The sequence below is a fragment of the Arthrobacter sp. D2-10 genome, assembly GCF_054161285.1.
On sequence record NZ_CP096431.1, the window covers coordinates 2,325,449 to 2,339,010 of the forward strand.

Sequence of the window (13,562 nt, forward strand, 5' to 3'; positions counted from 1 at the left end):
GAGGGCCTTCTTCACGAGGCCCGACGACAAACTTTACCCTGCACCGGGAGGCGCCTTGACGTGGGTCATCGCGGGTAGTAAGGGTTTATCCACAGGAACCGGTGACCCGAGACACGACTCCTTCGGCGCCCATAGGCTCTGATCATGGATCTGCATGTGACGCTGGCGGCAGGGCCCGGTGCAAGCCTGCCTGGAGGTGCAGCCACAGAGGAACTCGTCATCACGAGGGTGCACCTGGCCACCGGTGAACAGTTGCACCAACAGTTCAGCGAGCGGGCCGGCGTCGAGTATTTTTTTGTCGGCGAGAAGCCGCTCAGCGTACTTCAGCCCGGCGTCCCGCCGTTCACCTCAGGGGCAGTCATCGTGGCCACGACTGGTCCACTTCAAGCGGGGAGTTCATCCCGTCCAGGAAATCTCTTCTTCCTTGTGCGCTCCGGTCCCGACGCCGGCAAGGTTGTCTCATTATCCCGCGGGACATACACCATCGGGCGCGGCTCTGCGGATATCACCATCCAGGATCCCGAACTCTCCCGAGTCCATGCCGTCCTGTCCGTCACCAACAACTCCCTCACGCTGCGCGACCGGCGATCCGCGAACGGTGTCTGGGTGAACGGAGAACAGGTTGCGGAGACCGTGGTGTCCACGGATTCCGACATTGTCATGGGCCGGAGCCGATGCGCTCTCATCCTCAACGATGCACCTACCGAGCCAACTTCGGCAGTGGACGTCAGCGAACCGTGCGAGGTGAGCGCTCCTCCGCCTCCTGAGGGCCAGCGCCTGCTGATCCTCACATCCCTGCTGCCGCTTGTGCTCGGGATAGGTTTGGCAGTCGCCACCGGTATGTGGTTTTTCCTCGCGTTCAGCGCACTATCCGCTGTCACCGGCTTGGTCCCACTGGTCAACGGGCGCAGGAAGACGCGTGCGTTCGGGGCAGCTGTCGCTGCCGCTGTAGCTGCGGACAGCGCACGACGACGGTGCGCGGCACCCGACGTCGGGTTGCTGGCAGCCGCTGCTTTGCAGCCGCTCGTACACCCCTCGATTCAGCCCTCCCACTCATCCTCCGCAGGCTTGTACTTGCGGTTGGGAACTGCTGATCAGCCCGCAAATATCGCGCTCGGGTCGAAGGCCCCAGGCTGGGTACCGCCGTGCCTCAAGGGAATGCCTGTGCTTCTGCCCCTAACGGAACCCAATGGTGGAAAGCCACTGCACCTGCTCGTTCGAGGCCCGGGCGAGACAGTCCTCCGCGTTGCCCATCTCCTACTCCTCCAACTCGCCACAATCAGAGAGGCGGAAGAGATATTGTGCTTCGGGTCAATTTCACAGCTACCGGCGGCGGCTCGCTTTCTGCCGGGCGTCACGCTCGTTGCACATCCTGATCGTCTCATCGAACTCCTCGCAACCGGCCGATACTCCTCCCTTGTGTTGCTTGACGCAGACCCTGTGGTGTCAACGCCCGGGCTGCGGATCTTGCATTTCGTGTCATCCACGGGATCTAAAAATGGGCCGTGGACCGCGGATTACTTCTCTGCCGAGCCGACGCTTTCCAGCCCGGCTGGATCGCTCACCTTCCAACCTGATTACATGCGTGGTGAGACGTTCGAGGGATTGGCTCGCGCGGTCGCCGCCCGTGGCGGTCGGACTACTGTGAGCCCAGCGGACGGGTCAATCCCTGCCGCGGTAACGCTGAAAGATCTGATCACGACCGACGATGCGAGCGTCGTGGCGAGGTGGTGCGAGCCTTGGGACGGCATGCATCTGGGCACGCCAGTCGGTTCGTCGGCTTCCGCGCCCGTCAACCTCGACCTCGTAGCTGATGGCCCTCACCTGCTCGTAGCGGGCACAACCGGCTCCGGAAAATCCGAATTCCTCAGGACGATGGTCCTGGGTCTTGCGATGAAGTATTCGCCCGCCAACCTGAACTTTCTCTTCATAGATTTCAAGGGAGGTTCCGGGCTCGGCGCCCTCGCTTCACTCCCCCACGTGACCGGCATTCTTACCGATCTGTCCCCCGCCGACGTTTCGCGCGCTCTCGTCTCGCTCACCGCCGAGGTCAAGCGCAGGGAACGTGCCTTCGCGGAGACTGGAGCATCGAACTTCCGCGAGCATCGCGGGAAATCAGCGGAACAGTTACCGCGCCTCGTCATAGTGATTGACGAGTTCCGAATTCTGAGCGAGGAGGTTCCGGGTTCCGTTCATGAGCTCATGCGGATCGCCGTTCTCGGCCGATCCCTCGGAATGCACCTGTTGCTTGCAACACAACGTCCGCAGGGCGCAATCACGTCCGAAATCCGCGCCAACATTACGGCAAGCGTTGCCCTGAGAATGCAGTCTGCGATGGAATCGCAGGACGTCCTCGACTCGCCGGTCGCCAGTTCCCTCCCGATTGGTTCACCCGGACGCGGGTACCTGCGCGTAGCGTCGGCACCGCCAGTCGAGTTTCAGACAGCGACGACGGATGCAGACCCTTCGTGGCAGTCGGCGTCGATCCTCACCTTCACCGCGGCGATGTCGGCAGGCCCGTCGGTTGTAACAGGCAACCCCGTCGCAGTGCCGAAAACCCTCGCCGGAAAGGACGGTCTTCAGGTCATCGTGCGGACTGCAGTCGACGTGGCCCGAAGCTTACCGCTTCCGGCGCTATGCCAACCGGTGCTCCCACCTTTGCCCGCGATGGTCGTGCTACCGCGGACACTCCCGCCCGATGTCCTTCAGTTGGGGCTCCTTGATATCCCGGAGAAACAAGAACAACGGTCTCTGGCGTGGAATCCCGCCCGCCACGCCCATCTTGCTTTCCTGGGTCAGGGCAGCGGAGGACTTGAGGTTGTGGTTCCCGCCGTGACCGCAGAGCACCTTCGCGCGCTCCCCGACCGGCACCTCTACCTGCTCGATGCCACCTCAGCGCTGCGATCCTTCAGGCACGCTCCTCAGGTCGGTGCCTACGTGACCCCCTCCGAAGTTAAGCGAGCAGCCCGGGTGCTTCAGCGGATCGCCGAACTTGTCGCTGACCGACTTGGGGAAGTCGGGACTTCGGTTGAAGAATCGTCGATCACAGTGGTTGTCACCGGGTGGGGCCGGTGGGCCGCGGCCTTTCGGTCGGGACGCTTCGCCTGGGCGGAAGACGCTTTACAAGACATCGCCCGAGACGGTGAAGCGTGCGGAATCGCCCTCATCATCGCGGGTGAACGCGAACTCATCGCCAGCAGGTTCTTCACGCTGCTGCCCAACCGGCTTTACCTGCCCCTCGATGCCAGCCCGGAATCGTTGCTCAGCTGGCCGAAGCTACCGCCGATGGATGCTGTCCCCGGTCGCGCTTTCGTGCAGGGGAGACTCAGTACAGACATCGGCTCGGTGGCCCAACTGCTCACCGCCTCTGCGGTGGGGCCGTCAACGTCTCCAACCCGCCCCCCGTTCAAAGTGTCAACGCTGCCCAGCTCCGTCAGCAGCGCGTCCCTCCGATCTTCAGCAACCGCGCGTCCACGGGTGGTACATGTTCCGATTGGCGTAGGTGGAGACGACTTGGCAACGGTTCACATCGATCTGCCGCAGCGTGCTGTCGCTCTGCTTGTGGGAGCTGCAGGAACAGGCAAATCGCAGGCCCTTGATCTCATCGCGCAGACGGCCCCGCGGTCGGTTCGATGTTCACGACCAGCAGCAGGAGAAGACCCGGAAGCCTATTGGCAGCGTGCTTCGAAAGTAGCCGGCCCAGAGGATCTGCTGCTAATCGACGACGCCGACCAGCTGTCCCGAGAAACACACCAGACTCTCGCCGCTATGGTGTCAACCGGCGCCAGGGCAGTATTCGCCGGTTCACCCTCACCTGCGCTGGGCACGAGCCCTGCACTGGCCCGCCTGCGCGTCAACCCTTTAGGCGTTATTCTCGGCCCTCGGGCGCAAACGGACGGAGAAATATTCGGCCTCCGTGTTGACGTAGACGGCAAGGCTCCACCCGGTCGCGGCATTTTGGTCAACTCACGTGGGTCGACGGAGATTCAGATCGCGCTCTGCACCTGAAACGGGCTCCTGACTAGATGGAACACCTGTCAACGAGAGCCCTAGAGCATCGGTATACCGTCGCCGGACCTGCGCGTGTACGTCATGACGGGACGCGTGAAGAGTTGATGCGTCACCACTGCTGCAGGGATGAGAAGCAGGAGGCCGACCCAAATCACGCCACTTGTCAGCGTGGGAATCGCTACAACTATGACGAAAAACTGGAACACCAGCGCCGCTGAACGGGTCCAGCGATATCCCCGAAAGAAGAAGTGACCGACGACGAGGAGCCACACGGCGAAGACAAGCAGAAGGACCAGCATGAACACTGCACCACCGAGGGACGCAGGCGTGCTGGTCAGAAGACCGAGGGCAAACCACCCGGCAATTGCGAGCAGCCCTGCTGCCTCACACAGGAGAATTAAGGCAATGAGCTTCACCCCAACAGGCCGCGTGCTTCCGTCAGGCTGGGACAGGGGTACGGGTCTTGACACAGTGGCACACTACCGGACATAGTCAATGACATCTACGACCGCTTTGCGTCGATGTCAACTGTGTGACGCATCCCTCACCGTTTGAGGCGATTACCTGTTCGTTACCCCTTGTTTGCGCCCGCGTAACGTGACAGCCTTTATGAAGGAAAATGCGGGGGCCGTAGTGGCCCCCTTTACTATGACACCCCTCGTGAATGTTTTCACAAAGCTCGCGAGTCGTAAGGAGAAAGTGATCAGCATGGACTGGCGTAGCCGCGCTGCCTGCCTAGACAAAGACCCGGAGCTGTTCTTCCCGGTCGGCAATACAGGGCCCGCCCTGCTTCAGATTGAGGAAGCGAAGAGCGTCTGCCGCCGCTGCCAGGTGATAGACACCTGCCTGCAGTGGGCCATCGAGTCCGGCCAGGACGCCGGAGTTTGGGGCGGCCTGAGCGAAGACGAGCGCCGCGCGCTCAAGCGCCGCGCAGCCCGGGCCCGCCGCGCTTCCTAGCAAACCTTGTACATGCTGAAGGGAGGGCATCGCCTGATGCCCTCCCTTCAGCGCGTTTGCGGCCTTGCCCTGCGAGGATCAGCTCCGGGTCGGCGGAGCGCCGATTGCGCCCGTCTTGCGACCGGCTCCGGGGATACCCATTTCGATTGTCACGACGGTTCCGCCGCCCTCGCGTGATGCCCACTCGATCGTTCCCCCAAGCTCGCTCATCACCAGCGTACGCACGATCTGCAGGCCCAAGCCTTCGCTATACCCTTCGGAGGGCAGTCCCGCCCCGTCGTCCATGATGGAAACCGTAAGCACTTCACCCTCGTCGCTCACGCTCCGGTTCGCCCTTAGCCACACCGTCCCCGGTTTGTCGGCCAGACCGTGCTCAACGGCATTCGTCACCAGCTCGTTGATCACCAGTGCCAGCGGGGTGGCGAAGTCGCTGGGGAGCTCCCCGAACTCACCTGACCTCTCGGTCCGCACGGCCTGGTTAGGGGACGCGACCTCTGCCGACAGACGGAACTGCCTGGCAATGAGTTCATCAAAGTCAACGCTCTGGGACAGGCCCTGGGAGAGGGTTTCATGCACCAGCGCAATCGTGGCCACCCTGCGCATAGCCTGCTCAAGGCCTTGCTTCGCTTCATCGCTCACCATGCGCCGGGACTGCATCCTCAACAGAGCGGCGACGGTCTGCAGGTTGTTCTTCACCCGGTGGTGTATTTCCCGGATGGTGGCGTCTTTGGACACCAGCTCCATTTCTCTGCGCCGAAGCTCGGAGACGTCCCGGCAGAGCACTAGAGCTCCGAAGCGTTCCTTATCGTCACGCAGCGGAATGGCGCGCAAAGAGAGACTTACTCCGCGCGACTCAATCTCCGTCCGCCAAGGCATTTTGCCCGTGAGCACGAGCGGAAGCGTCTCGTCTACCATCCTGCGGTCCTTCAGCAGGGAGGTGACGATCTCCGCGAGCGGACGGCCCTCCAGCGTCTCGACGTCGCCGAGCCTTCGGAACGCCGACACGCCGTTAGGGCTTGCGTACTGCACGACACCGTCAACATCGAGCCGGATCAGACCGTCACCGACCCGCGGCGCACCGCGCCTTGATCCCGTCGGAGTGGCGAAGTCGGGCCAAAGTCCGAGCGTGCCCATCCGTAGGAGGTCGTACGCACACTGACGATAGGTCAATTCCAACCTCGAGGGCATACGCGAGCTGGAGAGATCCATGTGCGAGGTGACGACGGCCAGCGTCCGCCCATTTCGCACCATCGGCACAGCCTCAACGCGCATGGCCATCTCGGTGGTCCAGTTGGTTTCCCCGGAACGTTCGATCTGCTGGCTCTCCCAAGCCTTGTCTACCAGCGGTTGAAGGTCAGCCCGTATGCGCTCCCCCACAAAGTCGCTGTGAAAGACAGTATGGGACGTCGAGGGGCGGACGTGTGCAAGAGCAACGTATCCGCCGTCGTGCAGAGGGAACCAGAGTGCGAGGTCGGCGAACGCGAGGTCCGCGACCATTTGCCAGTCCCCCACCAGCAGGTGCAGCCACTCAGCATCTCCCGGAGCAAACCCTGTATGTTCCCGGATTGGATCCGTGAAGATTGCCATCGACTTATTCCTTACTGCCGCACGATTGAACGCAGCAAGCGTAATGCAACGGAGAGCGACGCCATATCATCGCGCTCAAGCTGATTCACCTCAGCGAACATCTTTTTCGCCCGTTCCAAGTGTTCTGCGTTGAGCTGCTCCCACTCCTGAAGCCTGCTCGAGGCGTCCGACGATGCCATCTGTGCCGAACTGTTCATGACGGAGACAGTCATCTCGGACACCGTGGAGTAGAGGTCATCCCGCAGGGCCGCGCGAGCCAGCGCCTGCCATCTGTCTTCCCTCGGCAGCGAAGTGATGCGTTCGAGCAGATCGTCCACATTGAAGCGGTCGTAGATCGCATAGTAGACCTCTGCGATGCGCTCCACCGGTTCATCGACACGACGGGAAATGAGTGCGATGTCAAGCAGAGCGAACGACTCGAACTGCTCTGCCCAGTAATGTGCGATCGAGTCAGGCAGTCCCCACTCCTCGGCGCGCCGGTACCAGCTGCGAACCCGCTCCAGGTCTCCCCCGCGGACGTAGCTGACTAGTCGGGTGCGCAGCGGATCGATCAGCGGCTTGAAGGCTGCGATATCTTCCTGCACAGTTGTGCCGCGTCCTACATGGTTGACGAACCACCGAACCGCCCGGTCCAACAGCCGTCGAACATCAAGGTGCACCGCTGTCCGGTGTTCAACCGGGAAACTGGGAGGCAGTTCGGCGAGTTCGCCGACGACCCGGTCAAGCTCGTAAATCTCACGCAGCGCCACAAATGCACGCGCCACTACAGGCTCGCTGACCGAGGTTTCCTCCATGACCCGGAAAACGAAGGTGATGCCTCCCAGGTTGACCATGTCGTTTGCGATGACCGTGGAGATGATCTCGCGGCGCAGCGGATGGCTGTCGAGCTCTTCGTCGAAGCGTTCAACCAGTTGCTGCGGGAAGTAACGACGAAGCGTGTCCTTGAACCACGGATCGTCTGCAAGGTCGCTCTTGGTCAGCGCCTTGGTGAGTTCGATCTTGGCGTAAGCAGCCAGAACGGACAGCTCGGGCGAAGTAAGCCCCTGCCCCCGCTCGACTCGCGCCCTCAGCTCTTTCGTGGTCGGCAGTGCTTCCAGTTCGCGATTCAAGTCCGCGTGCGACTCCAGCCAGTCCATCAGCCGTTCGAACGTGGGGCTCCACTCGAGAACCCGCTGCCGGTCATTGAGCAGCAGCACGTTCTGGTCAATGTTGTCCTGCAGAACGAGCTCGGCTACTTCATCAGTCATTGAGTGGAGGAACTGAGCACGCTCGTCCGCCCGGAGGCGGCCGATACGCACCATCCGGTCAACGAAGATCTTGATGTTGACCTCATGATCGGAACAGTCAACGCCCGCTGAATTATCGATCGCGTCCGTATTGAGGATCACTCCACTGAGTGCCGCCTCGATCCGTCCGCGCTGCGTCATCCCGAGGTTTCCGCCTTCACCGACGACCCGTGCCCGCAACTGGTTACCGTCGACCCTGATCGCGTCGTTTGCCTTGTCTCCGACATCGCTGTGGGTCTCGGTTGAAGCCTTGACGTAGGTACCGATTCCACCGTTGTAGAGGAGGTCGACCGGGGCAGTGAGGATTGCTCGCAGAAGCTCCGGAGGACTCAACGCAATGACGGACTCGTCCAGACCAAGCGCCGCCCGCACCTGCTCGCTGATAGGAACGGATTTCACGTTACGCGCATATACGCCGCCGCCGTCGCTGATCAGTTCAGGGCTGTAATCCGCCCAGCTGGACCGGGGCAGTTCGAAGAGCCGCTTACGCTCAGCGAACGACGCCGATGCGTCCGGATTGGGATCGAGGAAGATATGCCGGTGGTCGAAGGCCGCAACTAGTCGGATGTGTGCCGACAGCAACATGCCGTTCCCGAAGACGTCGCCGCTCATGTCTCCGACACCGGCAACCGTGAAGTCCTCGGTCTGCGTATCGACGCCGAATTCGCTGAAGTGGTGCTTCACCGACTCCCAGGCGCCGCGGGCAGTGATGCCCATTGCCTTGTGGTCGTACCCGACGGAGCCGCCGGAGGCGAAGGCATCACCCAGCCAGAAGCCGTATTCCGCTGAAAGTTCATTCGCTATGTCCGAGAACGATGCGGTGCCCTTGTCCGCCGCAACCACCAGGTAGCTGTCATCCCCGTCATGCCGAACCACCCTTTCGGGTGGGACTACCTGCTCGCCCTCTTCTGTGGTCACCAGATTGTCGGTGACATCGAGAAGGGCTCGGATGAATGTTCGGTAGCTTGCCTGACCTTCCGCCATCCAGCCGGCCCGGTCCTGGGCAGGATCCGGCAATTGCTTGGCGTAGAAACCGCCTTTCGCTCCGGTGGGCACGATCACGGCGTTCTTCACCGTCTGGGCCTTGACGAGGCCGAGTATCTCCGTTCGGAAGTCTTCCCTACGATCGGACCACCGCAGACCTCCACGGGCGATATCTCCAAAGCGCAAGTGCACACCCTCGATCTGAGGCGAATACACCCAAATCTCGAACTTCGGACGGGGATGCGGAGCGCCGTCGATCGCAGCAGTGCTCAGCTTGTAACTGATGTGGCGCTTGTTCTGGAAGTAGTTCGTGCGAAGGGTCGCTTCGATAACATTGGCGAATGTCCGCAGCACACGGTCTGCATCGAGTGTCGGGACTTGCTCAAGACTGGAATCCAGTTCCTGACGCACCAGCGCCGTGGCCTCTGCTCGCTGCGTCGAACTGAGATCCGGATCAAATCGGGCCTCAAAGAGCCCGACCAATCTGCGTGTCACTTCAGGGTTGGCCAAAAGGGTATCGCTGATGAAGCCATACGAGTTCATATTGCCCATCTGGCGCATGTACTTGGCATAGCTGCGAAGGATGGCGACCTTTCGCCAGTGAAGGTTCTCCTTCAGCACGAGTCGGTCGAACGAGTCTGATTCACTGGCGTTGGCGACGGCAGCAGCGAATGCGCCCTCCAACAATTCCCCGGTGCCTTCCGGATCGATGCCGGCCGGATATCGCAAGCCCAGGTCGTAGAGGAAGAAATCCCGGCCATCAGAACGCTCGATCTCGAAGGGACGCTCGTCGAGCACCTCCAGTCCGAGATTATGCAGGAAAGGCAGGATCTGGCTGAGGCTCTTGGGCTCGGTCAAGTAGAGCTTGAGCCGCGCGTCCTCCTCCAGGTGCTCACCCGCTCCCGTCGGCACGTAAACGTGCATGATCGGACCAGGTGTATCTGTGCGGTCGTAGATAGAGAAGCGCTCGATGTCTTCGAGCGCGTCTTCGACTTCATAGTCCACTCGATAAGCCGCTGGAAAGGCTTCCGCCCATAGGCCGGAGAACTGCTCTGCCTCCTGTCGGCTCAGACGGTTCCGTGCCACCTCGTCAATTCCCTCGGACCAGGAACGAGCAGCCATCACAAGGCGCTGTTCCAACTCCGCCAACTCGACATGTGCCACTTCAGCGCCCTTGGGAAGCCGAATCCGGAAGAACAGTCGCGCGAGGGCTGACTCACTCATCCGCGCCTCGTAGTCGATGGACTCGGCATTGAAGGTACGACGCAACTCGTCTTCTATCCGCAGCCGAACGCTGGTTGTGTAGCGGTCCCGCGGAAGGTAGACAAGAGCGGACATGAAGCGCCCGTACGTGTCAGGACGTAGGAACAGCCTGGTACGGCGCCTCTCCTGTAGACGCAGGATGCCCATGGCTGTAGTGACCAGATCATCGACGTCTATCTGAAACAGCTCGTCCCGCGGATAGGTCTCCAGGATCGAAAGCAAGTCCTTGCCTGAGTGGGAGTCGGACGGGAATCCGCATCGGTGCAGGACCTCGTTCACCTTGTCCCGAATGATCGGCACATTGCGGACGGATCCGGTGTAAGCGCTGGTTGCGAACAGTCCAATGAAGCGCCGTTCACCGCAGACGTTCCCCTGCTGATCGAATCGCTTGATCCCGATGTAGTCGAGGTAGGCAGCGCGGTGGACGGTCGACCTTGAGTTCGCCTTGGTGATGACGAGCGGCTGCTTTTCCCGAGCCTTTGCGCGTCCGGCCTGAGTCAGATGCTGGATAGGCCGACCGTCAATCGGGTGGCGCAACAGGCCTAGCCCGCTGTCGTCGCGGACACGAAGAACGTCCTCCCCGTCGATGGTTTCAAGGTCGTATTCCTTGAAGCCTAAAAAGGTGAAGTTGCCCTGGTCCAGCCAGGCCAGGAGTTCCTGTGCCTGATCCAGACCTGGAACACCCGCGTTGTCTGGGACGCTTTTCAGCGTGTCCGATACCTCACGGAGCTTGATTCGCATTGCCGTCCAGTCCTCGACGGCGGCACGCACATCCGAGAGAATCCGGTACAGACCCTCGATAAGTTCAGCCCGCCGGGTCTCGTCGACGATTCGGGCCACCTCCACCGCAATCCAGGACTCGACATGCGCACTGATGTCGCCTTCGGCCACCAGATCAGTCAGATTAGGCAACGCCGCGGTATCTCCGCTGGATGAGCCGGCGGAGGAGGGAACGCGCCGCAGCTTCAGCAGTTCTGACGATGCGCGGTTCCGCACTGCAACGAAGGTCGGGTGGACGACCAATCGGATGGCGGCTTGCTGACGTACGAGTTCGGCAGTCACGGAATCGACGAGGAATGGCATGTCGTCCGTGACGATCATGACGATGCTCGCGTCATCCTGATCGAACACTTCCACTCGCGCCTCACCGGTCGACCGGATGGAGGCCACAGAGCGATGCTCGAGCGCCCGTTCCGTCAGCGCGTCCGGCGAGTAGGCGCCGGCGTCGTCATCCGCGAGGTGCTGGTAGTAGTGCTGAAAGAACTCGGTGAGTGAAGTGTCAGAGCTGGACTGTTCCGTGGTGCTGGATCCAGACGACATGAACCGCCTCCGTAACGAGATGAAAGGCCGCCCCTTCGCGACCCCCTTACTGTGAGAGCCTAACGCCGTTACCGAAAAACTTCATTTCGTTGTGAGATGAGCCAGCAGGGCGCCGTCTCCGTTGTTCAACCGGTGCATCCACAAGCCCGGCGATGGCACTTCGGAGCGGTGAGCCGGGGGCCGTCTCGCAGAGCGCCTCGCCGTTGAGGAGGGCGGCGTCGGCGGCGTCGAAGTCTGCCGGCAGGAAAGCCGAGATCGGAGTTGATGGACCGAACCTGTCCCATGCCTCCCGTAACTGCCGATCAGGTGATCGACCCACAGAAGCCGCCCTCACCTTGTTGAAGACGACTCGCGGCACTGCGGTTGGCACCGCTTCATCCAGTTCCGCAAGAGCTCGAACCAGTCGAGGCACTCCAACGGAGTCCGCCGAACCCACCACGTACACCTCGTCCGCGAGTTCAAGACAACGCAGAGTTGCCCCGTTACGGCGGGGAGCGAGGGTATCAAAGCTCAGCTCCTCATCAGCCTCGATGCCGAACGCACAGTCAATGACAACGGTGTCAAAGACAGAACGCGCAACAGTAAGCAAAGCGGAGAGCGCCGAAGGCCTTACCTCTGCCCACCGATCCGCCCGCGTGACGCCTGTCAGGACGTACAGAGAATTTCCTCCTACGTTCACCTCAGCACACACCCGCTTCAGAGAAGGTGGGTCCAATACTCCCTGATCCGCGATCCTGCAGGCTTGAGCGATGCCGGCTGACTCATCCAGGAGCCCAAGGAAAGCGGCCACGCTCGCGCCGTATGTGTCTGCGTCCATCAACAGGATCCGAGAGCCCGTCGCGGCCAGTTCCGCCGCGATATTGACTGCGACCGTAGTGCGGCCAGTGGCACCCGTAGGGCCCCAGACAGCAATCACGGTTCCGTCGCCAGCCGGTTCCTGACTTTGACCAGAGGGCGGAATCATCGGGGCTAGAGCGTACGACGGGTCAGCAAAAGCAACGCTCGGAACGCCGCTGCGATGCTGTTCCAAGTCGGCTACAGCAGCAGCGACCTCCTCCGCAAGTACACCCGGATCTATCGCCGAGCGGGTGTGTCGCACGCCTAGCGCGCGCATCCGTTCCCGAGCGTCGTCGTCGTCTGCCAACGCGACAATGGCGACTTCCGCCGCGCGCAGGCGCTCGACCAGAGTCGTCGTTATCTCGCCGGCGTCGACTGCAACTATCGCAGCGCGCGCAACTCCGGTCTGGCAAGCTGCGATCATGTCGGCGAATTCGTCGCAGCGGCGAACCACAGTGACCGGTCCGCGCAGTTGTTCAAGGCCTGTTACGCAGTCGCTGGCTGAACGCCCTACGGTCACTACGGGGATAGTCACTTTGTGCTGCCCGCGTTGACGAGAACTGCGATCTTGGCTTCATTGGAAAGCGCATCGAGAAGAGCCGGGAGGCTCTCTTCACCGACGAGCACGAACACCCGCGCCGACTGGGTAGCGCCCAACGCGGAATCCTGTTCTGAGTAGTCATAGATCTCGGCGCTTTCAAGCAGCAACTCCGGCTCCAAAAACTCGTTCCCCTCTCCTCGCGGGGAGATCCACACGTCGACGCGATCCCCGATGGCAGTGGCTATCGGGAGCGGCTCCTCAATGGTCAAGCCCACCGGCTTCCGGTCGAGAGCATCGGCGGATCCGATACCGGACGCAGGGAGGAGCTCTCCCGCTGAAAGCATGCGCTGAGCCACAGCGTCGTGAGGCAGCCCATCGCTCACGGTCACATAGGATCCCTCAACCTCGCCCAGGTGCACCGGCACGACCCGCAGGCTATCCTCTGTGAGTTCCTGACCGACGGGAAGGTCCTTCCTGGCTGCATAGACGCCGACCGTCCTATCCGCATTCTCGACAATGACTATGACCCCGGCGATGGACACACACACCAGCAGCAGCCCGACGAGCAACCGCGGATCCTTCCATGAGGGCTTGCGCAGCCGAAGTGGCGTATCCGCATTTGCCGGACTATCGAATGTGAGACTCACGCGTTGTTTCCCCTACTCCCCTGGTGCTGCCGTTTAGGCGAAGCGCGGTGAGACCACGCGCTTCAAAAACCAATTGTCTTTCAGGGGCACGGCAAACGGAAACGACTTTGCACGATTGACGTCAAACTG

The 13,562-nt window shown here is 61.5% G+C and carries 7 protein-coding genes; 2 read left to right on the plus strand and 5 right to left on the minus strand.

Features of this window, described 5'->3' with window-relative positions; translation table 11 throughout:
• Nucleotides 1–144 precede the first annotated feature (144 nt).
• On the plus strand, nucleotides 145–4,008 hold the full coding sequence (locus M1D74_RS10850; protein WP_458115330.1) for an FtsK/SpoIIIE domain-containing protein: 3,864 nt from the start codon (nucleotides 145–147) through the stop codon (nucleotides 4,006–4,008).
• Nucleotides 4,009–4,049: 41 nt separating this feature from the next.
• On the opposite strand, the gene M1D74_RS10855 is transcribed toward M1D74_RS10850, so the two are convergent.
• Nucleotides 4,050–4,481, minus strand: a complete 432-nt coding sequence (locus M1D74_RS10855) for a hypothetical protein (protein WP_309071077.1) — start codon at nucleotides 4,479–4,481, stop codon at nucleotides 4,050–4,052.
• Nucleotides 4,482–4,719: 238 nt separating this feature from the next.
• On the opposite strand from M1D74_RS10855, the gene M1D74_RS10860 reads away from it, so the two are divergent.
• Nucleotides 4,720–4,968 carry a WhiB family transcriptional regulator gene (locus M1D74_RS10860; protein WP_056549944.1) on the plus strand — a complete coding sequence of 83 codons (249 nt, stop codon included), beginning with the start codon at nucleotides 4,720–4,722 and terminating at the stop codon, nucleotides 4,966–4,968.
• 78 nt (nucleotides 4,969–5,046) lie between these two features.
• Here M1D74_RS10860 and M1D74_RS10865 read toward each other — a convergent pair whose 3' ends face one another.
• The 4 genes from M1D74_RS10865 to M1D74_RS10880 are packed head-to-tail and all read right to left on the minus strand — an operon-like array spanning nucleotide 5,047 to nucleotide 13,433.
• Nucleotides 5,047–6,555 carry a sensor histidine kinase gene (locus M1D74_RS10865; RefSeq protein ID WP_458115331.1) on the minus strand — a complete coding sequence of 503 codons (1,509 nt, stop codon included), beginning with the start codon at nucleotides 6,553–6,555 and terminating at the stop codon, nucleotides 5,047–5,049.
• 11 nt (nucleotides 6,556–6,566) lie between these two features.
• Nucleotides 6,567–11,408, minus strand: coding sequence for an NAD-glutamate dehydrogenase (locus M1D74_RS10870; RefSeq protein WP_458115332.1), 4,842 nt, complete (start codon nucleotides 11,406–11,408; stop codon nucleotides 6,567–6,569).
• 46 nt (nucleotides 11,409–11,454) lie between these two features.
• Nucleotides 11,455–12,780 carry an AAA family ATPase gene (locus M1D74_RS10875; protein WP_458115333.1) on the minus strand — a complete coding sequence of 442 codons (1,326 nt, stop codon included), beginning with the start codon at nucleotides 12,778–12,780 and terminating at the stop codon, nucleotides 11,455–11,457.
• Nucleotides 12,777–13,433, minus strand: a complete 657-nt coding sequence (locus M1D74_RS10880; protein WP_458115334.1) for a hypothetical protein — start codon at nucleotides 13,431–13,433, stop codon at nucleotides 12,777–12,779. The genes M1D74_RS10875 and M1D74_RS10880 overlap by 4 nt, the downstream gene beginning before the upstream one ends.
• Between the last annotated feature and the right edge of the window lie 129 nt (nucleotides 13,434–13,562).